21 protein-coding genes, 1 tRNA gene and 1 pseudogene are annotated in these 21,940 nt (G+C 65.9%); 9 read left to right on the top strand and 14 right to left on the bottom strand.

Annotation, left to right across the window (positions count from 1 at the left end; genetic code table 11):
* Both VGI62_RS04145 and VGI62_RS04140 read left to right on the top strand, forming a co-directional pair.
* A partial coding sequence (locus tag VGI62_RS04145; protein WP_331503124.1) for a hypothetical protein occupies positions 1 to 409 on the top strand: 409 nt, incomplete at its 5' end.
* Positions 410 to 741: 332 nt separating this feature from the next.
* Positions 742 to 1,053: a hypothetical protein gene (locus VGI62_RS04140; protein WP_331503123.1), complete on the top strand. Its 312-nt coding sequence runs from the start codon at positions 742 to 744 to the stop codon at positions 1,051 to 1,053.
* A gap of 170 nt (positions 1,054 to 1,223) precedes the next feature.
* On the opposite strand, the gene VGI62_RS04135 is transcribed toward VGI62_RS04140, so the two are convergent.
* The 5 genes and pseudogenes from VGI62_RS04135 to VGI62_RS04115 all read right to left on the bottom strand — a co-directional run bounded on the left by VGI62_RS04135 (position 1,224) and on the right by VGI62_RS04115 (position 5,813).
* Positions 1,224 to 2,015, bottom strand: a complete 792-nt coding sequence (locus VGI62_RS04135) for a prolyl oligopeptidase family serine peptidase (RefSeq protein ID WP_331503122.1) — start codon at positions 2,013 to 2,015, stop codon at positions 1,224 to 1,226.
* A 560-nt stretch (positions 2,016 to 2,575) separates the two neighbouring features.
* Positions 2,576 to 2,665 (bottom strand) — tRNA-Ser (locus tag VGI62_RS04130).
* A gap of 162 nt (positions 2,666 to 2,827) precedes the next feature.
* Positions 2,828 to 2,932: pseudogene (locus VGI62_RS22395) on the bottom strand (PEPxxWA-CTERM sorting domain-containing protein); the annotation flags it as partial.
* 498 nt (positions 2,933 to 3,430) lie between these two features.
* Positions 3,431 to 4,765: an IS1182 family transposase gene (locus tag VGI62_RS04120; protein ID WP_331503120.1), complete on the bottom strand. Its 1,335-nt coding sequence runs from the start codon at positions 4,763 to 4,765 to the stop codon at positions 3,431 to 3,433.
* A gap of 409 nt (positions 4,766 to 5,174) precedes the next feature.
* Positions 5,175 to 5,813, bottom strand: a complete 639-nt coding sequence (locus VGI62_RS04115) for a PEPxxWA-CTERM sorting domain-containing protein (RefSeq protein WP_331503119.1) — start codon at positions 5,811 to 5,813, stop codon at positions 5,175 to 5,177.
* Between the two features lie 438 nt (positions 5,814 to 6,251).
* Here VGI62_RS04115 and VGI62_RS04110 point away from each other — a divergent pair, with 438 nt between their 5' ends.
* Positions 6,252 to 6,980 (top strand): glutathione binding-like protein, encoded by a 729-nt coding sequence (locus VGI62_RS04110; protein ID WP_331503118.1) that lies wholly within the window; start codon positions 6,252 to 6,254, stop codon positions 6,978 to 6,980.
* A 1-nt stretch (position 6,981) separates the two neighbouring features.
* Positions 6,982 to 7,998 carry an isopenicillin N synthase family dioxygenase gene (locus tag VGI62_RS04105; protein ID WP_331503117.1) on the top strand — a complete coding sequence of 339 codons (1,017 nt, stop codon included), beginning with the start codon at positions 6,982 to 6,984 and terminating at the stop codon, positions 7,996 to 7,998.
* Between the two features lie 55 nt (positions 7,999 to 8,053).
* Here VGI62_RS04105 and VGI62_RS04100 read toward each other — a convergent pair whose 3' ends face one another.
* Together VGI62_RS04100 and VGI62_RS04095 are read right to left on the bottom strand one after the other, a co-directional pair.
* The gene (locus VGI62_RS04100; RefSeq protein WP_331503116.1) at positions 8,054 to 8,593 is read right to left on the bottom strand and encodes an MOSC domain-containing protein; all 540 of its coding nucleotides are present in this window, start codon (positions 8,591 to 8,593) and stop codon (positions 8,054 to 8,056) included.
* Positions 8,590 to 9,699: an S-(hydroxymethyl)glutathione dehydrogenase/class III alcohol dehydrogenase gene (locus tag VGI62_RS04095; RefSeq protein ID WP_331503115.1), complete on the bottom strand. Its 1,110-nt coding sequence runs from the start codon at positions 9,697 to 9,699 to the stop codon at positions 8,590 to 8,592. The genes VGI62_RS04100 and VGI62_RS04095 overlap by 4 nt, the downstream gene beginning before the upstream one ends.
* A 122-nt stretch (positions 9,700 to 9,821) precedes the next feature.
* Here VGI62_RS04095 and VGI62_RS04090 point away from each other — a divergent pair, with 122 nt between their 5' ends.
* Positions 9,822 to 10,094, top strand: coding sequence for a hypothetical protein (locus tag VGI62_RS04090; protein WP_331503114.1), 273 nt, complete (start codon positions 9,822 to 9,824; stop codon positions 10,092 to 10,094).
* Here VGI62_RS04090 and VGI62_RS04085 read toward each other — a convergent pair.
* On the bottom strand, positions 10,091 to 11,566 hold the full coding sequence (locus tag VGI62_RS04085) for an MFS transporter (protein ID WP_331503113.1): 1,476 nt from the start codon (positions 11,564 to 11,566) through the stop codon (positions 10,091 to 10,093). The genes VGI62_RS04090 and VGI62_RS04085 overlap by 4 nt on opposite strands.
* A 66-nt stretch (positions 11,567 to 11,632) precedes the next feature.
* Between VGI62_RS04085 and VGI62_RS04080 the strand changes: the two genes are divergently transcribed.
* Positions 11,633 to 11,875: a sulfurtransferase TusA family protein gene (locus VGI62_RS04080; RefSeq protein WP_331503112.1), complete on the top strand. Its 243-nt coding sequence runs from the start codon at positions 11,633 to 11,635 to the stop codon at positions 11,873 to 11,875.
* Here the strand turns inward: VGI62_RS04080 and VGI62_RS04075 are convergent.
* Entirely contained in the window at positions 11,850 to 12,680 is an 831-nt protein-coding gene (locus VGI62_RS04075; RefSeq protein WP_331503127.1) for a YihY/virulence factor BrkB family protein, read from the bottom strand. The two genes, VGI62_RS04080 and VGI62_RS04075, sit on opposite strands and share 26 nt — an antisense overlap.
* Before the next feature lie 268 nt (positions 12,681 to 12,948).
* Between VGI62_RS04075 and VGI62_RS04070 the strand changes: the two genes are divergently transcribed.
* The gene (locus tag VGI62_RS04070; protein WP_331503111.1) at positions 12,949 to 13,389 is read left to right on the top strand and encodes a YciI family protein; all 441 of its coding nucleotides are present in this window, start codon (positions 12,949 to 12,951) and stop codon (positions 13,387 to 13,389) included.
* A 167-nt stretch (positions 13,390 to 13,556) separates the two neighbouring features.
* On the opposite strand, the gene VGI62_RS04065 is transcribed toward VGI62_RS04070, so the two are convergent.
* The 3 genes from VGI62_RS04065 to VGI62_RS04055 form a co-directional block, all read right to left on the bottom strand.
* Positions 13,557 to 14,693 carry a CaiB/BaiF CoA-transferase family protein gene (locus VGI62_RS04065; protein ID WP_331503110.1) on the bottom strand — a complete coding sequence of 379 codons (1,137 nt, stop codon included), beginning with the start codon at positions 14,691 to 14,693 and terminating at the stop codon, positions 13,557 to 13,559.
* Between the two features lie 57 nt (positions 14,694 to 14,750).
* Positions 14,751 to 15,188: a glycine zipper domain-containing protein gene (locus VGI62_RS04060; RefSeq protein ID WP_331503109.1), complete on the bottom strand. Its 438-nt coding sequence runs from the start codon at positions 15,186 to 15,188 to the stop codon at positions 14,751 to 14,753.
* A 116-nt stretch (positions 15,189 to 15,304) separates the two neighbouring features.
* The gene (locus tag VGI62_RS04055; RefSeq protein WP_331503108.1) at positions 15,305 to 16,081 is read right to left on the bottom strand and encodes an SDR family NAD(P)-dependent oxidoreductase; all 777 of its coding nucleotides are present in this window, start codon (positions 16,079 to 16,081) and stop codon (positions 15,305 to 15,307) included.
* A 110-nt stretch (positions 16,082 to 16,191) separates the two neighbouring features.
* On the opposite strand from VGI62_RS04055, the gene VGI62_RS04050 reads away from it, so the two are divergent.
* Together VGI62_RS04050 and VGI62_RS04045 are read left to right on the top strand one after the other, a co-directional pair.
* The gene (locus VGI62_RS04050) at positions 16,192 to 17,523 is read left to right on the top strand and encodes a diguanylate cyclase domain-containing protein (RefSeq protein ID WP_331503107.1); all 1,332 of its coding nucleotides are present in this window, start codon (positions 16,192 to 16,194) and stop codon (positions 17,521 to 17,523) included.
* Positions 17,523 to 18,044 carry a hypothetical protein gene (locus VGI62_RS04045; RefSeq protein WP_331503106.1) on the top strand — a complete coding sequence of 174 codons (522 nt, stop codon included), beginning with the start codon at positions 17,523 to 17,525 and terminating at the stop codon, positions 18,042 to 18,044. Before VGI62_RS04050 ends, VGI62_RS04045 begins: the two co-directional genes overlap by 1 nt.
* Here VGI62_RS04045 and VGI62_RS04040 read toward each other — a convergent pair.
* Entirely contained in the window at positions 18,041 to 18,415 is a 375-nt protein-coding gene (locus VGI62_RS04040) for a hypothetical protein (RefSeq protein ID WP_331503105.1), read from the bottom strand. The genes VGI62_RS04045 and VGI62_RS04040 overlap by 4 nt on opposite strands.
* Positions 18,416 to 18,460: 45 nt before the next feature.
* Entirely contained in the window at positions 18,461 to 21,913 is a 3,453-nt protein-coding gene (gene mfd / locus VGI62_RS04035) for a transcription-repair coupling factor (RefSeq protein ID WP_331503126.1), read from the bottom strand.
* Positions 21,914 to 21,940 lie beyond the last annotated feature (27 nt).

Raw genomic sequence — 21,940 nt, 5'->3', positions numbered from 1 at the left:
GACGTCTCCACAATGGCTCTGGCGTGCCACGATCTTTGCGGTCGGCGCGGCCGGATATTTCTACGGACTTCGGCTGCTCGGCCGCCTCTATGCTGAAATCGCAGGGCCGGAGGGGTTTGATCGAGCTGTGCTGCAGCGACGAACGCTGCTGCCGGGCATCGCTGCGGCTGCGGTCGCCGCCGGCGCGGAGTTCGCCGGGCGCCACCCGGCGGTCGGCACGCTAGCATTGACGCTGGGATGTACCGTCTTCGTCGGCTGGTGTCTCAGCCGCATCGGGGATTTCAAGCCCCTTGCGACGCTTGGGAAGGTCGCCACACTGTCCGTCCCGCTAAGCATAGGCTGGCTGGTTGTCGCCGCAATCGTGTCCGCTGGTTTTGTTGGGCTCATAGGACCGGTTGCCCTGTTCTGAGGATAAGCGCCCCGATGCAGGGTTCCGGGGCGCAGGCAAGGCTCCGCACCAATAACCGTTGGCGTCAAACAATACAGCTCACGATCTGGACAGGAATGGCTGCTCTCCACCCCCAACGGCTGTTGGAAACGTCGGCTTCCTGCCTCTGAGGAGTGACCACCGGCGAATGTCGGGTTGCTGGAGGGAAGGTCAGGCCCGCTGGCGACCCCAAAGCGGCCCCGGTGCGATTGCCGAAGAGCGGTCATTCCACCCACGTCAGATGTCCGGAAGGCTGCTTCCGGAAAGGATCCCGAAAAGCTAGGCTGTCGCACCCTGACCGCCTCGGAAATTGAATGCCCCTCCTCATAGTCATCCCGTTCGCAGCCTTCGCGTGCTGGGTGCTAGGTCAGTTCTACGCGATGCGGCAAGTGCGGCGCGTCCTGGCGAATAAGCACCCAAACGTGTGGCGTGAGCTCTCCTCGAAGTCGTTCTTCATCGACAATGCGGTCTTAAATTTTGTTTGGAAGAAGCGCGACAGGAGCCTCGGCGATCCAGAGCTGACCACGGTGGCTGACCGGATGCGTAAGCTGCAATTCGTCGCCATTGGAGTTTGGCTGATCTACATGGTGACGCTGTTCACAACATTTGGCTCTTCGAAGCCATAGGGACCCGGGTCTGCTCGCTCCACGAAGATCACCGGCAGTGAAGTCAACAGCTGGTTTCCACCCCCGACTGACCTTGAGAAGGTCCGGACCTGGGCATCGTCCGCCAAGGTCGCGTTCGCGCCCTGAAGGCAAGGACCGCTCGCGACCCCTTGGCGGACATTGGGCGCGTCCTACCGGCGGCGCTGCGTGAATAGCCAAGCGGCCATGGCCGGGTCCTCGTAGGCCGAATCCCAGGCGTTGTGACCCACCCCCGGGAGTTCGGTGTAGTGGACGTCCGCCGCCACCGTCCTGAGGGCGGCCGACATTCGGCGGCTTTCGTCGACGGGGACCGACTGATCGGCGTCGCCGTGGAAAAGCCAGATCGGCAGCCCCGCGACGCGGCGCGCGATCGCGAGGTAGGGGTCGCCTTGCGACGGCGGCGCGATGGGCGGATAGACGACCCCGCTGGTCCGCCCCGTGAACGCGTTCGTGAAGCCGCAGACGACGACGACGGCCGCGAACCGTTTCGGATTTCGATAGGCCAGCGACCAGGCGCCATTTCCCCCGGCGGAGAACCCCGTGAGGTAGACGCGCGCCGGGTCACCGCTGAACTCGGCCAGTGCCTGATCGACTGCGGCCAGCGCGGCCTCGCCGCCCTGTCGCTGCCATCCGGGCGTCCCGTCCGCATGCGCCTGGGCGAAGATCACAATGGCCGGATAGCGGTCGGGATGGAGGCGGATCGAGCGCGCCAGCGCGCCGCCGGCCGGACGCAACCCGTCCGAGCCATATTCGCCGCCGCCGTGCAGGGCCAAGATGACCGGCCAGCGGCGCGCGGGATCGAAATCGCGCGGCACATAAACCTGGTAGCGGTATTCAACGCCAGCGAGGGACACGGTGCGATCAAGGAAGCCGGTCTCGCGCGCGCTCACGCAGCCCGGGACGGCGGCGAGCAAGGTCACGACGAATGCGATGACGCGCAGCATGCAGGGCCCCCGTTTGCGCGCCAAGTCTAGGTGCAGGCCGAAGCCGAAGACAACGTCCCTTCTCCACCACCCTCTGCTGACGTTCGGAGCGACCGCTTGTTGGCGTTCGGGCCGGTTTCAAATCCAGACCCGGACCCAGCCGGTCGAGCCACACCAAGCGGACCGCCTTACGTCGGACGGCGTCGCGTCGGGGCCGAGGCGTATAAACGCCTCATCGCGGGTCCATGACGCCTGCCGCTGGCAAACCTTGCACAGGATGTTGAAGCGAGTGCCGCCGGTCACCATGAGGCGAAGGTTCTGGAAAGTCACAGCGCCGGCTACATGATCGCTGGGAAGGCCGAGCATCTCTAAAGGCGCCAACCTTGGCGGCGTCATCGGTGGGCGAAACCGCGCTGAGGCGCTCGTCCTTGTCCGCTTGGTGGCCTCCCACGGATAAATTTTCAGGGTGAAGGCGCCGCTTGCAGCGGCCCTGGAGCCCAAATCATTGCTTCTTCTATGATGGATGTCGTGATGGGTAACATGCAAAAAGTAGGCAATTACCGTGCTATTTCAATGTGACGTGGCGGACGGGGTGGGATTCGAACCCACGGTAGGCTCGCACCTACGGCGGTTTTCAAGACCGCTGCCTTAAACCACTCGGCCACCCGTCCGGGACGGGGTTCTTAGCAGGGGTCGTTCGAAGGCTCCACCTGTCAGCGCGCCGCAATGCGTCCCCAACGCGGCGGCAAATGCAGAAAGGGCCCCGGAAGGTTCCGGAGCCCCGCTTGCGATGACCCGACCCAAGCCAGGTCCCCTCTACTTCTAGTCTACTTCTAGGCGGCAACCGCCGCTGAAACCGCACGCCGCCGACGCAGGGTCGCGCCCATGGCGCCGAAGCCCACCATCATCATCGCCCAGGTCGCTGGCTCAGGAACGCCGCCATGGGGCGTCACTTCGGCGGCGTTCGCCGTCATGCTCCTAAGGAGGACATTTCTCCCACCGGCGTTCGCGCTCGATTCGACGTCGTAGTACCTATACGACGCAAGCACGGGGGTGTTGGTCCCATCGCCCGCCCCGCTGAGGACAACGCTGCCCAGCACGCCGGCAGTGTTGCTGCCAAAGATGCTCCATTGCTCGCCGTCGGTGGTGCTACCGAATGCGAGTTGGATCGCCGTCAGACCGGCTGTGTCGATCTGGATGAACCCTTTGCCAAACAGGATCTCGTGTTCCGCTGTGTCACTCGACAGGCCGACTCCATTTTCGTCGCCTCCGGCATGCTTGCCATAAAGATCGGCGGCAGGCGTGCCGAAGGCGGTCAAGACGGTCGTTAGGCTCCCGGACGAATAGGTGTGGGTGAGGCCTAGGAGCCCGTCCGATTAATCGCTGGGCGGTCGATGGCGCGTTTCATCGATCGGGTTGAGTGCGGGATGAGCGGCTCATGCGGTCGCTTTCGCCAGCTTGAGGAGGTTGTGGACGGTGCAGATCATCGCCCATTCCGCTCTGACCTTATCGAGGCCTCTCAGAAGGTGCTGTCGGAAGCCTCTGGCCTGCTTGATCTGACCGAAGACCGGCTCGACGACCTGTTTTCGCAGGCGGTAGCGCGAGCGGTGGCCGGCGCGCTTGAGGGTCACGGCCATGGCGCTCATCCGTGGTCGCTTGGCGACGGCTTGCGGGCTGGCGGTGTGGGTTGGGTTACGCTGGCTGCGGGCTGGCGGCAGATAGGCGCGGATGCGCCGCTCGGCCATGGCCGCCAGATTTTCCTCGGTGGCGAAGCCTGAGTCTCCGGAGACTTCCCTGAGCTTGCGACCCAGGTTGACCTTGGCCTGGTCGACCAGCGGGGCCAGGGCTGAGAAGTCGGCGGGGTTGGCCGCCAGGCGTTGGGCGACGATGATCTGATGGGCCGCATCGACGGCGATCTGGCCGTTGTAGCCGGCGATGAAGCCGTCGCGGGTCGGTTGGATGCGACTGTCGGGATCGGTGAAGTTTCGCTGCGCCTTGTCCGGCGGTCCGCCGTCCGAGGTCTTCTTGCGCCGGCCATGGTCCTGCATGCCCGAGGAGGGGCCCGGCCCCTGCGGATCCTGGTCGTCCGGATCACTGGCCGCCTCGGCCTGAAGCTCCGCCATGGCCTGACGGATCCGCGCCAGGCGCTTCTGCTTGTCGGCCATCCAGTCCGGCGTCTCATCGCCGCGCAGCTCCGCGCCATACTCGGCGTCGTCGGCCGCGTCCTGGGCCGCGGCCGCTTTCAGCCAGGCCTCCACCTCGCCCGCCAGTTTCGGCTCGCTTTGCTTCATCCGCCCATAGCTCATCGCCTTGTGCCGGCTGGCGTTGGCCTTCAGCTTGGTCCCGTCCACCGCCACGTGCCCCAGCTTAACCAGTCCCGCCGATTGGCACAGCTGAAGAACCTGCACGAACAGGTCCGACAGCGCCGCCAGATGGCGCAGGCGAAAGTCGCTGATCGTGCGGAAGTCCGGACGGTTGAGCCCCGTCACCGCCATGAAGTCGACCCGCTCCTCGCAGGCCTGCGCCAGCCGGCGCGACGAGTAAACGCCGCGGCTGTAGCCATACAGCAGCAGCGCCACCATCATCCCGGGGTGATACGGCGGCTGACCGCGATCGACGTCGTAGCTCCCCACGATCGCCGACAGGTCCAGAACCTCGCGGACCGTGTCCCGAACAAAGTGCGCCGGGTGACCCACCGGCACAAACTCGTGCACCGAGGGCGGCAGCAGCCAGCTCTGATCCACGTCCCACGACCGAAATGTCTTGCTCATGCACCGAAGTGAATCAGCCTTCGCGGCGCCCGTCGAGACGATTACTCGGACAGGCTCCTAGATCTCCAGTCGACGAGGAGAAATCAAAGACCGCGGCTTTCGCGCCCGCAGAGGCGGCCATTGCGATGGCCATGCAAGTTAGGAGGACCGCCTTTTTCATCTCGAACATCCCTGTTTTTTCCCAGCAGTCAGCCCGAATAAAGGTCTCGGAAAATAACCGTAGCGGTTTCTCCAATAAGGCGAGTTCTATCCTTAATCGCAACCAGGAAGTGTGTAGACGACTACAACTACTTTTCGGGTGTCGCAGCCACGCGAGCTGTGGGGTGTCCAGACCCAGGAAAAGGGCCCCGGATTGCGCCGAGGCCCTTGAGGACGGACGGCCTTCAAGGCCGTGTGCGCTCGTCTCGAGTTAGACGGCGCCAAGCGCCAAAGCGGCGCGCCGGCGACGCAAGACTGCGCCCAGGCCGCCGAAGCCGATCAACATCATGGTCCAGGTGGCGGGCTCAGGAACGCCACCACCACGCGTCGTCCCCCCGGCGAACGCGGTCATGCTCGCCAGCACGATGTTGTTTCCGCTGGTTCCGCCTGGCGCGGTCGTGGACTCGACGTCGTAGAAGCTGAACGTGGGGAGGACCGCTGTCATGGTTTCAGCCATGCCCGAGGTGATCAGGGACCCAAGGACCCCGGAGGTGTTGCTTCCAAAGACGCTCCATTGCTCGCCGTCGGTGGTGCTGTTGAATGCGAGCTGAACCGCGGACAGGCTCGTTGCGTCGACCTGGACGAAGCCCTTTCCGAATTGGATCTCGCCGTCGCCCGTCGTGTCGTTGGTCATGCCGACGCCGTTTTCGTCGCCGCCGGCCGCCTTGCCGAACAGGTGGGCGGCGGGCGTGCCGACGGCCGTCAGCGTGGTCGACAGGGTCCCAACCGTATAGGTGTGGCTCGTGCCCAGATCCCCGGTCGGGGTGGAGAAATCGAAGACGGCGGCCCTAACCCCGGTAGCGGCGGCCAAGGCCATCGCAGCGCACGTCAGCAGAACGGTCCTTTTCATATCAAGCGCCCCTTAGGAATGCTCCAACGCTTGAAGGCTAACACAATTCTAGGTCGTTCCCAGCGCGTTCGCCCGACAAGAGAATCATTCATCAATTTGCGATATTCACAACTTTCGCGGGTATTTCCGATCCATCTACTTCCGAACGGTCTTGACCGCTTTGCCACCGCCGCTGGCCCGTGCCCAGATCAACGTCCATGCGCGGCGTGCGCGGCGCTTTCGCCGCGGTCGCCTGCGCCATCGTCACCTTCAGGGACGGGGCCGCCACGCGCGAGATGCCACACAGGCTCGACCGCGGCGCGCTTGCAGCGCGCCCTGCTTGCGGGCGAACAGACCCCAGCCCCACTGGTGGCGACTTCAGGACTTGTCGGCTTGCCGCGCTGCAGTTGGGGGCTAGGCTTGGGGCCTCGAGCATTCATGGGAACGAGGCGCATTGCGATGATCGACGTCCATTATTGGCCCACCCCCAACGGCAAGAAGGTGACCATCCTCCTGGAGGAACTAGGCACGCCCTACCGTATCGTGCCGGTGCATATCGGCCGTGGCGACCAGTTCACCGACGGCTTCCTGAAAATCAGTCCCAATAACCGCATGCCGGCCATCGTCGACACGGAGCCCAAGGACGGCGGCGAGCCGATCTCGGTCTTCGAGTCCGGGGCGATCATGATGTACCTTGCCGAGAAGGAAGGCCGCTTCTACCCGCAGGACATTCGCGGCAAGTACGAGGTCGCCCAGTGGGTCATGTGGCAGATGGCCAACCAGGGCCCCAAGACCGGGGAGCGCGGCCATTTCAGTCGCGTACCCCCGGAGCATGGCGACCAGTCCTACGCCCAGCGGCGCTTTGCCGACGAGACCCACCGGCTCTATGGCGTGCTCAACAACCGACTCTACGACAGGCGCTACCTCGCCGGTGACGAATATACGATCGCCGACATGATCTCCTACCCGTGGACCGCCAGCTGGAAGCTGCAGGGCATCGACCTCGACGAGTTCAAATATTTCAAGCGTTGGTTCGAGGAGCTTTCCGCACGCCCCGCGCTCCAAAAGGGCATGGACGTGACGACCGGCCTGCCGCCGGAGGACCCCGCGACATTGCCCCCTGAGGAGCAAGAGCGACGCCGCAAGCTGCTCTTTAACCAGCGCGCCCGGCCCGCGCCGGCCGCCTGACATGCCGCAAGGTCTGCCGGTCATCGATATGGCCGCCCTGTTCACAGCCGGCGACGCCGAGGGCCGGGCCAGGGTTGCTGCCAAGATCGCGCGGGCCTGCCGGGCACATGGCTTCTTCTATCTGGTCGGGCATGGGGTGGGGCTGGATGTGCTCGACGCGCTGGAAGCAGAGAGTCGGCGCTTCTTCGCCTTGCCGCTCGAAGCCAAGATGGCGATTTCCATGGATCGCGGCGGCAGAGCCTGGCGCGGGTACTTCCCCGTCGGCCGGGAACTCACCTCGGGCCGCCCGGACCTGAAAGAAGGCCTCTACCTGGGGACTGACCTTAAGGCGGACCATCCGCGGGTTCGGGCCGGCCTGCCGATGCACGGACCCAATTTGTGGCCCGCGCAGCTTCCCGGACTGAAAGCCGCCGCCGAAGCCTACATGGCCGCCGCCACACAGGCCGCTGCGGTCCTGATGGAGGGGGTGTCGCTGAGCCTCGGCCTGGACGCCCATTACTTCGCACGCGCCTACACCGCCGAGCCCACCGTGCTCTTCCGCATCTTCCACTATCCGGCGACCGGCGCCGACGACGTTGACTGGAGCCAGTCCTGGGGCGTCGGCGAGCACACTGACTACGGCCTCCTGACCCTGCTCGCCCAGGACCGTTACGGCGGCCTGCAGGTCAAGACGCCGGCCGGCTGGATCGAGGCGCCGCCTATCGAGGGAGCCATGGTCTGCAACATCGGCGACATGCTCGAACGATTGACCGGCGGGCGCTACAAGTCGACGCCGCACCGCGTGAAAAACGTCAGCGGCCACGACCGGCTCTCGTTCCCGCTGTTCTTCGATCCCGACATCCAGGCCCCGATGCGGCCCCTGCCCTCGGTGGCCTCCGACGCCTCCCGGGCGGCGGCCGATCGGGCCGAGCGTTGGGACGCAGCCAGCGTCCACGAGTTCGAGGGAACCTACGGCGACTATCTGCTCGACAAAGTCGCCAAGGTGTTCCCCCAACTGGTCGAAGACGTGCTCGGTTAGCAGGACATTCCCGGCGGGTAGGAGGCTGTCCTTGCGACTATCGAAGGCCGCGGCGTTAGACAGGCTTCAGCGGTTCGTGCGCACCAGGGGGCGCCTCGACGATGATCGCATCGCCCGCCCTCACCTCGCCGCCTGCCAGCACAACGGCCATGACGCCGGCTTTCCGAACCAACTCCGCGCCGGTTTTGTCCAGGCAGGCCGCCATCAGTCCCGGCTGCAACTCATCGAGTTGGTAGCAAGGATTGCGCAGGCCGGTGACCCGGACGACCGCCGTTTCGCCGAGCCGCAGAACCGCACCGGAAGGCAGGCCCAGAAGCTCGACGCCGCGGGTGGTGACGTTCTCGCCCATCAGGCCAGGCCCGACCGCAAACCCCTTGGCTGCCAGCTCCTCGAAGAGCTCGGCGTGCATCAGGTGAACCTGGCGGATGTTGGGCTGGGTCGGGTCGCGTCGCCAGCGGCTGCGATGCTTCACCGTGGCGCCGCAATGGGCGTCGCCCTCGACACCTTGGCCGGCCAAGAGGCGGATAACCCCTCGGTTTGTCTTGTTTACGCCGTGCTCGGGCTTGGCGCTGACCGCGACGACCTCACCGTTCAATAGACTACGACGCTCCTGATGCTTTCGCCGGCGTGCATCAGGTCGAAGGCCTCGTTGATCCGGTCAAGCGGCAGCGTGTGGGTGATCATCGGGTCGATTTCGATTTTACCGTCCATGTACCAATCGACGATCTTCGGCACGTCGGTACGGCCGCGCGCCCCGCCGAAAGCCGTGCCTTTCCACACGCGGCCGGTGACCAGCTGGAACGGCCGCGTGGCGATTTCCTTGCCTGCCTCGGCCACGCCGATGATCACGCTCTCACCCCACCCCCGGTGGCAGGCTTCCAGCGCTTGCCGCATGACCTCGGTGTTGCCGGTGCAGTCGAACGTGTAGTCCGCGCCGCCATCCGTGAGTTGCACCAGATGGCCCACGAGGTCGCCGTCCACTGTTTTCGGGTTGACGAAATGCGTCATGCCGAAGCGCCGCCCCCACGCCTCGCGCGCTGGATTGAGGTCGACGCCAACGATCATCGCGGCGCCCACCATCCTGGCGCCTTGGATAACGTTCAGCCCGATGCCGCCGAGGCCGAACACCACCACGTTGGACCCTGGCTCGACGCCGGCCGTGTTGACGACCGCGCCTACCCCTGTCGTCACCCCGCAGCCGATGTAACAGGCCTTGTCGAAGGGCGCGTCGGTGCGGATCTTAGCGACCGCGATCTCGGGCAGGACCGTGTAGTTCGAGAAGGTCGAGCAGCCCATGTAGTGGAAGACCGCCTCGCCCTTGTAGGAGAACCGGCTGGTCCCGTCAGGCATCAGCCCCTTGCCCTGGGTCGGACGGATTGCCGTGCAGAGGTTGGTCTTGCGCGAGAGGCAGCTTTTGCACTGCCTGCATTCCGGTGTGTAAAGCGGGATCACGTGATCGCCCGGCTTTACGCTCAGGACGCCTGCCCCCACTTCGACGACGACGCCCGCCCCTTCGTGTCCGAGGATGGAGGGGAACAGGCCCTCCGAATCCAATCCGTCCAGGGTGTAGGCGTCGGTATGGCAGACGCCGGTGGCTTTTATTTCGACAAGGACCTCTCCGGCGCGCGGGCCCTCCAGGTCGAGTTCAACGATCTCCAGCGGCCGCTTGGCTTCAAACGCGACGGCGGCTCGGGTTTTCATAACAGGCCTCGGACTGTTGTCGTGGGCGGCGACCATTTCCCATGCGAGCGCACTTGTGAAGAGCTGCAGCGCGGCCGGCCCGTTGGATCGCAACAGACACGCTTGATCGGCGTTACCGCGATATGAGCGAGCTCCACGATCTCACCCCCGACGAGCGCAGCGTTCTCCTGGCGGCGCTTCAACATCCCCTCGTCGACCGTGACCCGGTGATCACGGGAGTTTGCGCCGGGCTTTGCACCCGCCGGCTGTTGCAGCGCGCCGGAAGCACGGCCATGGCCAATGGCTGGCGCGGCTCGCCATTCGCTTTCGTGCTCACTCGCGATGGTTGGAACTGGGTGATGGCCGAGCGCAGGGCGCATGCCGGTCCGATGCGCGAGCTGGCGCCGCGGCGCTAACGGTCCGCCTCCGGCGCCAGGGACAAGGGCGGCGCGACCTCCTCCAGCGGCTTGCGCTCCGCCTGAACCCCGAGCGCCAGCTCAACCAGGGCGGCCAGCATCATCAGCCCGCCACCAAGGAGGTAGCCATGGAACACCTGGACGCGCTCTCCGGTCTCTATGAGCCGCCCGAACACCGCCGGCGCAGCTACTCCGCCGAGCAGTGTTCCAAAGGCGTAGAACAGTGAGATGGTGACCGCGCGGATTTCCAGAGGGAATAACTCGCCCACCGTGAGATAGGCCGCGCTCGCGCCGGCCGAAGCAAAGAAGAAGATGATTGTCCAGGCGAGCGTCTGGGTTTCGGCCGAAAGCAGGCCGTGCGCGAACATCCAGCCGGTGACGCAGAGCAAGGCTCCGGCCAGGCCGTAGGTCGCTGAGATCATTGTCTTGCGGCCAAGGGTGTCAAAGAGCGGCCCGAGGATCAGCGGTCCGGCGAAATTGCCGAGAGCGAAGGGGAGCATGAACCACCCGATTGCGGCCGGCTCGATTCCGTAAAACTTTGTGAGAATAAGTGCGTAGGTGAAAAAGATCGCGTTGTAGCAGAAGGCTTGGGTCGCCATCAGCACGATGCCCAACGCGGTCCGGCGCGGATAACGAATGAGCAGGGTGGCGGCGATCTCGGCCCACTTTGTGGGCCCGCGATGGAAGAACCACAGCCTTGGGGTCTCGAGATTCGTCGGCGGCAGGGCGCCATCGCCCAGGACGCGGCGCTCGATTTCGAAAACGACGGCCTCGGCTTCCTGCGGCCGGCCATGGGTCATCAACCATCGTGGGCTCTCGGGTATGAACCGGCGGATATAGATGATCAGGCCGGCCAGGAGCCCGCCGACGATGAACGCCAGCCGCCAACCCCAGGCCTGCGGAAGGACGGCCGGGTTGAGCACCACGAGACTGGACAATGCGCCCAGCGCTGCGCCCACCCAGAAGCTGCCGTTGACCGCCAGGTCGGTATAGCCCCGCCGACGGGCTGGGATCAGCTCCTGGATAGCCGAGTTGACGGCGCCGTACTCGCCGCCGATTCCGGCCCCGGTGAGGAAGCGGAAGATGAGGAACGACGTGGAATCCCAGGCACAGCCCGTCGCAACGGTCGCGACCAGATAGACCATCACCGTGACCGTGAAGAGCCTGCGCCGTCCCAGGGTGTCGGTAAGCCGTCCGAATACTAAGGCGCCAAGCACCGCGCCCAGGATGTAGGCGCTGCCGGCGAGCCCGATCTGGCTTGAGGTCAGGCCAAGCGCATCCGGCCGCTGGATCGCCGGCGACAGCGAACCCACCAGCGTGACCTCCAACCCATCGAGTATCCAGGTGATGCCGAGCGCGCCCACCACCAGCCAGTGAAAGCGGGCCCAGGGCAAGCGGTCGAGTCTCGCCGGAACGTCGGTGGAGTACACCTCCCCTGTGGCCGGCATCGCAAGGTCCCCCGCTCGCTCCATGACCCAGCTTCAACGTGCAAACGTCAAGCTTGGGTTCCGAGGCCCAGGCGTGTAATGCGGCCGCCCATGACCTCTTTACACCCCAGCGAGGACATCCTCGTCGACGCGCGCGGACATCGCTGCCCGGTGCCCACACTGCGGCTGCGCAAAGCCCTTGAAGCCGCCGCGCCTGGCGCGCGTGTGCGCCTGCTGGCCGACGATCCGATGGCGCGGATAGATGTTCCCCACTTCGCTGCCGAGGCCGGAGCCAGGATCCTGACCCGCCAGGAGGTGGACGGCGGCTTCAGCTTTCTGGTCGAGAAACCATAGGTTCCTCACCGCGCAGGTCGGTCAGGAGCGATGGCGCCGCGTGGGCGTCGATGGCGATCTCCACTTCGGTCGCCAGCGCTCCCCCGAAGAAGATCGCGTTCACATTCCACGACAACCAGATGAGGAAGATGACGACCGTGGCGATTGAGCCGTAGGTGGCGCCCAGATGGGCGATCTGCTCGACGTAGAAGGCCGTGGCCCAGGACGCGAACAGGCACAGCACCGCAGCGCTCACCCCGCCGACGAGGGATGCTCGCCAATCGACCGGCCGCCGCGACATCGCCCAGCGGTAGACCAGGCTCATGCCAAGGGTCATGAAAACGCTGGCCCAGGTCCACTCGCTATAGAGCCAGGAGACGCCACGCAGCGGACGAAGGTTGAAGGCCGAGCCCATGACGCGCAGCCCGAAAAAGACCGCCGAGACGACCGCCATCATGGCGAAGGTTGCGACCAGCACCACCAAGGCCAGCAGATTGAAGCCGACAAAGCCGTGCGGTTCGTCCTCGTTATGAATGAACGACAGGCCGGCCAGCATCGCCTTGAAGCCGCGGTGGGAGGCGTAGAGTCCGACCAGAACCGCAAAGACGCCCTGGGCGGACATGGCCACGTGCGGAGCTTTCGCGAGCCGCACCAGTTCGGCTTGGACGATATCGCGGGCGCCCGTTGGGATCACACGGGCCAGGACTTCGCCCTCTTTCGCCGCCTGCACGGGATCTGAGAGCAGGCTGTAGAGAGTGACCAGGATCGCCAGCCCGGGGAAGATCGCCAGCAGGCTGAAGAACGAGACGCCACCCGTATAGAGCATCACGTCGCGGCCCCACAGGCGGGTCAAAGCCCGGCCGAAGGTCGCAAGGGATATCCGCAGCCAATGAAGCGGATCCCATGGCGCGGATCGAAGGCGAGAGAGGAGGTGTGGGGCCGCCATCGATCCGGAAAGTGCTGAGGAACGCCGCCGGTGGCAAGGCTTCGCCGAAGAATTCCGCTCGACGTGTCGGGGCCGGACGGCATGGTTCGTCGTAATCAATGGATGCCAGGCGTTTCGCCTGGGCACGGACAGTCAGGGAGCGACAGCGATGCGGGTGATGGTGATCGTAAAGGCCAGCAAGGAATCGGAGGCTGGCGCCCTGCCGAGCTCTGAGATGCTTGAAACGATGGGAGCGTACAACAATGAGCTGATCGCTGCGGGCGTCATGCTCGATGGCGCCGGCCTTCAATCGAGCGCCAACGGCGCGCGGATCACCCTGCAAAACGGCAAAGCGGTCGTCACCGACGGCCCCTTCACCGAGACCAAGGAGCTGATCGCCGGCTATTGGATCTGGCAGGTGAAGTCGCTGCAGGACGCCATCGACTGGGCCCGCAAGGCGCCAAGCGATGGCGACAGCGAGTTCAACCTGGAAATCCGCCCCTTCTTCGAGCCGGAGGATTTTGCCGAGGTCGCCTCGCCCGAAATGATCGCGCAGGAGCAGGAGTGGCGTGAGGACCAGATCAGGAAAGCTCCCAAGGCATCAGCCTAGGGTAGAGCTTCTCACGCAAACGGCGCGCCACCCTTTCGGGGTGACGCGCCGCCCGATGGGCGTGTCGTTCCATCAGGTCACTCGCCGCTTCGAGGGACGGGAGAGCGCGACGAACAACCTGGGATGAGTTTGCAGCTCCCAGGCTGAACCCAACCTGAACGTGTCCTTCAGGAAGCGGTATCTTTCACCCCTGTGTCGGCCATGTCGATTTCGGCCGGGGTGAACCCCCAGTCGACCAGGACTTCGCGGTCGTGGGCGCCGATCGCCGGCGGCGGCCCCTGGATGGCGCCGGGCGTCACCGAGAATCGGGGCGCGGGCCCAGGCTGGGTCACTCCGCCCACCTCGACGAACGTCCGACGCGCGGCGTTGTGGGGATGGCGGGGCGCCTCGTCGAGGTCGAGCACGGGGGCGAAGCACACATCGGAGGCATCCATGATCTCGCACCATTGGGCCTGCGTCTTGCCGGCGATCACCTTGGCGAGCTTCTCGCGCAGCTGTGGCCAGGCGCTGCGGTCCATTTGGCGGGCGAAGTCCGGGTCGTTGATTTCGGTCTTCTCAAGCAGGAGCGCATAGAACTGCGGCTCGATCGAGCCGATGGAGATCCATTTTCCGTCGGCGCATTGATAGGTGTCATAGAAGTGGGCCCCGCCATCGAGCAGGTTCTCCCGCCGGGATTCCTTCCACGCCCCAGAGGCCTTGAAGCCGTAGAACATGGCCATCAGCGAGGCGGCGCCGTCGCTCATGGCGCAATCAATCACCTGCCCCCTGCCCGTTTCGCGCGCCTGGATCACCCCGGCCAGGAGCCCGAAGGCGAGGTATAGCGCTCCACCCCCGAAGTCGCCGACCAGGTTCAGGGGGGGGATAGGCTTGTCGGCGGTGCCGATTGCGTGGAGGGCGCCGGTGATGGCGATGTAGTTCATGTCGTGGCCGGCGGCGTTGGCGTAGGGGCCAGTCTGGCCCCAGCCTGTCATCCGGCCGTAGACCAGTTTCGGATTTCGCTTCAGGGCGACGTCGGGGCCAAGCCCAAGGCGTTCCATGACGCCCGGCCGAAAGCCCTCGAAGACCGCATCGGCCTTGGCCATCAACTTCAGGCAGGTCTCGATCGCGCCTGGCGTCTTAAGGTCCATGGCGACCGAGCGGCGCCCGCGCGAGGTGATATCCGACGCAGCCCCACCGCGGCCGCCCTTGCGGTCGATGCGAACCACGTCGGCGCCGAGGTCGGAAAGCAGCATCCCGCAGAACGGTCCCGGCCCGATGCCGGCGAACTCAACGATTTTCAGGCCCGTAAGCGGTCCCTGGCGCATTGGCGTACTCCCTTTTCCGCCATTTAAGCGCCTTGCCCCGCGGTCAGCCAACCTCGCCTAGCGAACAGAGTATCCCCGCCCGCTCATGCAGGCCGTGAGGGCGCGATTGTAGCCTTCCAAATTCTGCGCCTGGCGCTCATTGGCCTGCGAATTCTGGTTGTGCTGCCGCACTCCGCCGATGAGCCCGCCGACCGCGGCGCCGGCCAGAGCGCCGCGGCCTGCGTTGGCGTTGAATGATCCCGCCACCCCGCCGACGGCGCCGCCAGCCACCGCCCCCCTCGCCACGCCCCCGGACCTCTGCGGCGGAGCCGCCGCGAGCGTCGGATCGAAGCCGGTCTGATCCACCGCCCACCGATGGCAGGCCTGACGATCGCTATTCTGCCTTTTGTGGCTCTGGCCCTTGGCCGGATAGAAGACCGGCTGCGCCGAGGCGACGGACGCGGCGAACAGCACGGCCATCAAGGCTACAGCGAAGCGAATCGGCGGCGAGCGCAAAAGGGCCTCCTTTGGCTGCGGGTCCGCCAATTTGGGCGCGCAAACCCCAGTCGCGACATCGGGTGTTTCCCCTATACGGGCCGGACTCGGGGACTAGCTCTGCCCCCAAGCGAAACTCAGCCGCCGCCGGGAAGTGACTGTCCGTCGTCGATGACGATCACGCTGCCGGTGATCGCCGAGGCTGCGGGCCCCACCAGCATCAGGAAGGCCGCGTCGAGGTCGCTTTCCTGCATCAGCCGTCGGCGCGGGAAGCCCTTGAGCTGCTTCTGCCCGCCCTCGGTCGGCCACCACTGCGTGTTGATGTCGGTGTCGATGTAGCCGGGCGCGAGCGCGTTGACGGCGATCCCGCGGCGGGCCCATTCGCGCGCCATCCCGCGGGTCATCATCGCCACAGCCGCTTTCGAGCCGCAGTAGACCGATAGCCCCGGCAACACCGTCTGGCTCGCGATGGAGGCGATATTGACGATCCGGCCCACCCCGCGCTCAGCGACACCGGAGGCGAGCATCCGCTTGGCGGCCTCCCTCGCCGCGATGAAGGTCCCGCGCACGTTGACGGCAAAGGTTTGGTCGAACGCCTCGACCGCGACATCAAGCGCCAGGCCTTCACCGCCGACGCCGGCGTTGTTGACCAGGATCGAGACGGGACCCAGCGCCGCCTCGACCTCGTCCAGCGCAGGGCCGATGGCGCCCGCGTCAGCGACGTCCAGGCGCAACGCCATGGCGCGGTGGCCGGCGCCCGCCAGCTCGCCGGCCAAGGCCTCGACCTTGTCCAGTCGCCGGGCCGTCAAGGCGACCGCAGCGCCTTCTGCGGCCAGCAGGCGGGCGAAGTGCGCACCGAGCCCCCCGGACGCCCCGGTCACCACGGCGACCTGACCCTGCAATGATGTCCCCAAATTCAATCTCCTTAACCTTTCGCGACCTGTTGCAACTTACGCTTGCCGTCTAAGTTGGCGCGGCTCGATTCCTCTTTTCAGTGGAAGTGGAGCGCAGAGGAAGGGGTCTTATGTCCGTAGCCGTCCAGGCGCGCATTCTAATCGTCGCGCGGGACGACACCTTGGCGGGTCCGCTCGCCGAGGGGCTGGATCGTCTTGGGTGGCGCACAATCACCGCTCGCGGACGCGTCGCTGCGGTCACCGCCATCACCGACCTGCAGATTGAGGGCGCCATCATCGACCTGCGTGGGGTGGGCGAGGAAGCCCTCGGCCTGGCGCGTCGCCTCAAGGCGGCCTGTGCGCCGCGGCGGCTGCCGGTCATCGCCATCGGCGATCCCGACCCGATCCTTGAAACCTACGGCTTCGACGTCACCCTGGCTGCCCCGCTCCACCCGGCCCAGGCCGCCATGCGTCTGGAGACCCTGGTCCGCACCGCCGTCGCCGAGGAAGAGTTCCAGCTCCGCGCTGAAACCTTCGCCGATTTCGACCGTATACTCGAGCCGCCCGAAACCGACGTCAGCCCCTATAAGGTCCTGGCCATCGGCGAGCCTGCGCCGCAATTTCTGGCCCTGAACAACGCCCTCCTGCGCAACGGAGCCGACGTCGTGGGCGCCTTCACGGCCTACACAGCGTTCGACTACCTGCACGAGCGGATTTTTGACGCCGTCGTGCTCTGGGCCGGGGACAATCCACAAGAGGCGCTGTCGATCGCCGCGGGCCTTCGTCGCAATACGCGCCTCTACCACACGCCCGCGCTGCTCTACATGCGCAAGGAAACCCACGTCACGGTCACCGAGGCCTTCCACCGGGGCCTGTCTGACGTCGCTTCGCCCGAGACGCCGGAGACGGAAACCGCGCGGCGGATCGTCGAGCTGGCCCGCAGCTACCGGCGCCAGATGGCGGTGCGCCAGGCGCTCGACCAGGCAAGGACGTCCGGCCTGATGGATGCAGCCACCGGCCTCTTCACCCGCGATCTCTTCGCCTCCCATTTGAGCCGGTTGGCGCATGCTGCGAAACTTCGCAACCGCGCGCTCAGCGTCTGCGTGCTGAAGGTGATGGAAAAGCCCGAGCTGAAGGTCGTCCGCGCCGGCGGCTGGCTAGACCGCGCCATTCCCCAGATCGGTTCGATGATCGGCCGCCTTGTGCGCGTGGAGGACACCGCCGCGCGCCTCGGTCCGGAGGTCTTTGCGCTGGCCCTGCCGAACACCCCCGGGATGAGTGGACGCCTGGCGGGCGAACGGATCGCCGCTGTGATCGGCTGCACAGCTTTTGAGGCGGGCGAGGGCCAGACCCCGTTCGTCGTGGAATTCGATCTCGGCGTTGCGCCTGTGACCTCGGCCGAAGACGCTGGACGTGCGCTCGAGGAAGCGGCGGCCGACGCCCAAGGCTTGAGGGCCGGCTGATGCCGACGCCGCCACCCAACGCGCCCTATTGGACGTATATGATCCCGCTGGTCGCCCTGGCGCTGGTGATCCTGCGCAGCCGGCGTGCGCGCCGGCTGCGCATCGAGACGCTCTGGATCATGCCCGTCGTTATCCTGGCGCTCGTCGGCCTGTCATTCAGCCAGCAAGCCACACCAAGCCCGCTGATGTTGGCGGCCTATATCACTGCGCTCGCGATTGGCGCCCTGCTCGGCTGGTGGCGCGCGCGGTTCACCCACATCACGGTGGATCGCGCCACCCACCAGCTCACCAGCCAGGCCTCGCCGCTCGGCGTGCTGCTGATCCTGGCGATCTTCGCTCTGCGCTACGGTATCCGCATGTTTGCCTCCGAGAACGCCAGCGCCATGCATGTCTCGGTCAACGCAGTGGCTGACGTAGCTCTGATCATCACGGTGGGTCTGGTCTGTGCGCAGCGCCTGGAGATCGCGCTTCGCGCCTCGCGCCTCCTGAACGAGGCAAAGGCGGGGGCGACCTCCGCCTAAGGCGCCGGCGGCTTTCCGGCGCCCTGCGCCTGCAGCCGCGCGGCGATCTCGGTGACCGTTTTGCGCCGCGCGTTGAGCTGGGCCCCACAGCGCTGAACTTCGGCGATCATGTCCTGCGGCTTCAGCTGCGCCAGCTCCTGCTTAAGCTGGCCTTCCAGGTCGAAGTTCGGGTCGCGACCATCCAGCTTGCCGAGAAAATAGAGGGCCGCCGCCACGCTGACGCCTTGGGCTTTGGGGTCGGAACTCTGCGCCATGGTCGCGGCGACCGCCAGGCAACGCACGTCAGAGTTCGCCCCTTCATCGGCAGCGCGTGCGCCGGTGGCCGCGGCGAGGGATGCAAGCGCGGCAAAAAACACAATGGATCGGATCATGTCTGGCTCCGGCCGCGCCGATTGGCGGCAAGGGCCAGCTTGGGCTCAAGCGGCGAGTTTCGCCAGTTCGCTCAGCACCCGCTCGGCCGCGCCCAAGCGCTGCTCGGGGGTCTCCCACTCGCCTTTCACGACGACTTTATTATCCGGGCGGATGCGCCAGGCGATCTGGTTGTTGCCCACGAAAGCGATCAGCGCGCCTGGGTTCTTGAAGTCGTCGTTGCGGAACGAGACCACAGCGCCCTTCGGCCCGACGTCGATCTTGGCGACGTTGGCTTCGCGGCAGAGCCCTTTGATGGCGACCACTTTGAGCAATTGTCCGGCCTCAGGCGGCAACGGTCCAAATCGGTCGATGAGTTCGGCGGCCAGGGCCTCGCGGTCCTGTGCTTTTTCCGCATCCGACAGGCGCCGGTAGAGCGACAACCGCACGTTCAGGTCCGGGACGTAGTCCTCGGGGATCAGTACGGCCGCACCGGTATTGATCTGCGGGGACCAGCCCCGGTCATTATCCAGTCCCTCGGCGCCGGCTCGGGTCTTCAGCTCGTTGACCGCGTCCTCAAGCATCTGCTGGTAGAGCTCGACACCGATTTCGCGGATGTGGCCGGACTGCTCTTCGCCCAGCAAGTTCCCGCCCCCGCGAATGTCGAGGTCATGGCTGGCCAGTTGGAAGCCCGCGCCCAGGCTGTCCAGCGACTGCAAGACCTTCAGCCGTCGCTCGGCTGACAGCGTGATCTGCTTTTCCGCAGGTGTGGTCATGTAGGCGTAGGCGCGGCTCTTCGCCCGGCCGACGCGCCCACGCAGCTGATAGAGCTGCGAAAGCCCGAACATGTCGGCGCGATGGATGATCAAGGTGTTGGCCGTCGGAATGTCGAGACCGCTCTCGACAATCGTCGTCGAGAGCAGCACGTCGTATCGCCCGTCGTAGAAGGCGCTCATCACCTCCTCGAGTTGGGTCGGCGCCATCTGGCCGTGGCCGACCACGAACTTCACTTCCGGGACCTGTTCGCGCAGGAAGCGTTCCAGGTCCGGCAGGTCGGAGATGCGTGGCGCGACATAGTAGGCCTGGCCTCCGCGGTACTTCTCGCGCAACAACGACTCGCGGACCACGACCGGATCCCAGGGCGTGATGTAGGTGCGCACCGCAAGGCGATCGACCGGAGGGGTGGCGATGATCGACATCTCCCGGATGCCGCTGAGCGACATCTGCAGCGTCCGTGGAATGGGTGTCGCCGTCAGCGTCAGCATATGCACGTCGGCGCGAAGCTCCTTGAGCTTCTCCTTGTGCTTCACCCCGAAGTGCTGCTCCTCATCGACCACCACCAGGCCGAGGTTGCGGAATCCGACCTGCTTGGACAGCACCGCATGGGTGCCGACGATGATCTCCACCTCGCCGTTCTTCAGCATCTCGCGGGTCTCAGCGGCTTCCTTGGCCGGGACCAGGCGCGAGAGGCGGCGCACCTTGATTGGCCAACCCTCGAACCGCTCGCTGAACGTCTTGTAGTGCTGGCGGGCAAGCAAGGTCGTCGGGGCCACGACCGCCACCTGCTGGCCGCTCATGGCCACCACGAATGTGGCCCGCAGCGCCACCTCGGTCTTGCCGAAGCCGACGTCGCCGCAGATCAAGCGGTCCATCGGCTTGCCGGCCGAAAGGTCCTCCAGCACGTCGCCGATTGCGGCCAGTTGGTCGTCAGTCTCCTCGTAGGGGAAACGGGCGCAAAATTCGTCGAAGACCCCGTGCGGCGGTTCCATCGGGTCGGTGACCCGGGTCGCTCGTTCGGCGGCGATGCGGATCAAGCCCTCGGCCATCTCGCGAAGGCGGGTCTTGGCGCGCGCCTTGCGGGCCTGCCAGGCGGCGCCGCCCAGACGGTCGAGGATCACCCCCTCGGACTCCGATCCGTAGCGGGTCAGTAGGTCGATGTTCTCCACGGGGAGGTAAAGCTTGGCCTCGCCGCCGTAGTGGATCTCCAAGGTGTCGTGAGGCGCGCCCTGCACGTCGAGCGTCTTCAGACCCTCGTAGCGCCCGATCCCGTGATCGATGTGGACGACGAGGTCGCCCTGCGTGAGGGCCGAAGCCTCCGCCAGGAAGTTGGACGCCCGGCGCCGGCGCCTAGGCCGCGACAGCCGGTCTCCGAGGATGTCGGTCTCCGAGACGATCGCCAGCGCGTCAGTCTCGAAGCCCGACTCCAGGGGCAAGACAATCCGCTGCGGGGTCTTGGGGCTGGCGGCCCTAGCCGCGTCCCAATAGGCCGCGAAGGGCACGGCCGTGAGGCCGTGGTCGGCCAACATCGAGCCCAGTCGGTCTGAAGATCCTTCGGACCAGGAAGCGAACAAGACCCGCTTGCCGTCACTCGAGAGCTTGCGAGCGTGGTCGGCGGTCGCCTGGAAGAGATTGACGCTGTCGCGCTGCCGTTCCGGGGCGAAATTCCGGCCGGCCCGCGCGCCCATGTCGATGACGGTCTCGCCCTCGGCCTCCCGGAAAGAGGAGAACCGGCGCGTGGCGCGCCTGGCCAGCAGCGCCTTCCACTCCTCGGCGTTCAGGTAGAGCTTGTCCGGCGCCAGGGGATGGTAGTGGATGCGTCGTTCGGCCTGGGCGCGGGCGTCATAGGCATCGGCGATCATCGCCAGTCGCTCGTCCCTCGCCTCGCGCGCCAGATGGTCCAGGGCCACGAGCGCACCGTCGGGCAGGTAGTCGAAGAGCGTCGCCATCTGCGGATAGAAGAGCGGCAGCCAATGCTCCATGCCCGCCCGTCGACCGCCTTCGGAGACTGTCGCGTAGAGCGGGTCATCACCTGCCGCACCGAAGGTCTCCAGATAGCCTGAGCGGAAGCGGGATATCGCCGCCTTGTCGAGCAGGGCCTCGCTGACCGGCAGGAGGCTCACCTCCTTCAGCTGCTTCGTGGAGCGCTGCGTTTCGGGATCGAAAGCGCGAATAGATTCTAGGGTGTCGCCGAACAGGTCGAGCCTCACCGGCTCCTCGGCGCTCGGTGGGAACACGTCGATCACCCCGCCGCGGATGGCGAACTCGCCCTTCTCCGAGACGGTGGATGCGCGCTGATAGCCGTTGATCGCGAAATACGCCTCGAGGGCGGCGATCTCCACCACATTGCCGGACCGCGCCGAATAGCTCGCGCGCTGGACCGAGCTTTGGGGCGGGAGGCGCTGGACCAGCGCAGGGACGGACGTCACCAAGAGACGGAGGGCCTTATCGTCCGACCGTTCGCTCAGCCGCCAGAGCGTCATCATGCGCTGCGCCGCGATCCCGGCCGAGGGGCCGACGCGGTCATAGGGCAGGCAGTCCCAGGCCGGGAACGTCAGGATCTCCACGCCCGGCGCGAAGAAGCGGAAGGCCTCTGCGAACGCCGAAAGACGCGTTCCATCGCGCGCTACGAAAACCGACAGACCTTTGCGGGCGCGCACGATGTCGGCCATCACCAGGGCGTCGAATCCCTCCGGCGCACCGACCAGGTCGAGCGAACCGGGGTCGTCGGCCACTCGGCGCATCTGCGCTGCTGTCACCGGTCGTGCGTC

The organism is Phenylobacterium sp. (assembly GCF_036495085.1).
GTDB lineage: Bacteria > Pseudomonadota > Alphaproteobacteria > Caulobacterales > Caulobacteraceae > Phenylobacterium.
This window is presented reverse-complemented; position numbering and strand designations above follow the sequence as displayed.

Excerpts from the sequence above, each read along its gene's own strand:
- VGI62_RS04095 (WP_331503115.1), bottom strand. The coding sequence starts at position 9,699 with ATGAAAACCCGAGCCGCCGTCGCGTTTGAAGCCAAGCGGCCGCTGGAG.
- VGI62_RS04065 (WP_331503110.1), bottom strand. The coding sequence starts at position 14,693 with ATGCGCCAGGGACCGCTTACGGGCCTGAAAATCGTTGAGTTCGCCGGC.
- VGI62_RS04105 (WP_331503117.1), top strand. The coding sequence starts at position 6,982 with ATGCCGCAAGGTCTGCCGGTCATCGATATGGCCGCCCTGTTCACAGCC.
- mfd (WP_331503126.1), bottom strand. The coding sequence starts at position 21,913 with ATGCGCCGAGTGGCCGACGACCCCGGTTCGCTCGACCTGGTCGGTGCG.
- VGI62_RS04110 (WP_331503118.1), top strand. The coding sequence starts at position 6,252 with ATGATCGACGTCCATTATTGGCCCACCCCCAACGGCAAGAAGGTGACC.
- VGI62_RS04140 (WP_331503123.1), top strand. The coding sequence starts at position 742 with ATGCCCCTCCTCATAGTCATCCCGTTCGCAGCCTTCGCGTGCTGGGTG.
- VGI62_RS04115 (WP_331503119.1), bottom strand. The coding sequence starts at position 5,813 with ATGAAAAGGACCGTTCTGCTGACGTGCGCTGCGATGGCCTTGGCCGCC.
- VGI62_RS04090 (WP_331503114.1), top strand. The coding sequence starts at position 9,822 with ATGAGCGAGCTCCACGATCTCACCCCCGACGAGCGCAGCGTTCTCCTG.
- VGI62_RS04075 (WP_331503127.1), bottom strand. The coding sequence starts at position 12,680 with ATGCTCTATACGGGTGGCGTCTCGTTCTTCAGCCTGCTGGCGATCTTC.
- VGI62_RS04040 (WP_331503105.1), bottom strand. The coding sequence starts at position 18,415 with ATGATCCGATCCATTGTGTTTTTTGCCGCGCTTGCATCCCTCGCCGCG.
- VGI62_RS04050 (WP_331503107.1), top strand. The coding sequence starts at position 16,192 with ATGTCCGTAGCCGTCCAGGCGCGCATTCTAATCGTCGCGCGGGACGAC.
- VGI62_RS04135 (WP_331503122.1), bottom strand. The coding sequence starts at position 2,015 with ATGCTGCGCGTCATCGCATTCGTCGTGACCTTGCTCGCCGCCGTCCCG.
- VGI62_RS04080 (WP_331503112.1), top strand. The coding sequence starts at position 11,633 with ATGACCTCTTTACACCCCAGCGAGGACATCCTCGTCGACGCGCGCGGA.
- VGI62_RS04085 (WP_331503113.1), bottom strand. The coding sequence starts at position 11,566 with ATGGAGCGAGCGGGGGACCTTGCGATGCCGGCCACAGGGGAGGTGTAC.
- VGI62_RS04070 (WP_331503111.1), top strand. The coding sequence starts at position 12,949 with ATGCGGGTGATGGTGATCGTAAAGGCCAGCAAGGAATCGGAGGCTGGC.
- VGI62_RS04045 (WP_331503106.1), top strand. The coding sequence starts at position 17,523 with ATGCCGACGCCGCCACCCAACGCGCCCTATTGGACGTATATGATCCCG.
- VGI62_RS04120 (WP_331503120.1), bottom strand. The coding sequence starts at position 4,765 with ATGAGCAAGACATTTCGGTCGTGGGACGTGGATCAGAGCTGGCTGCTG.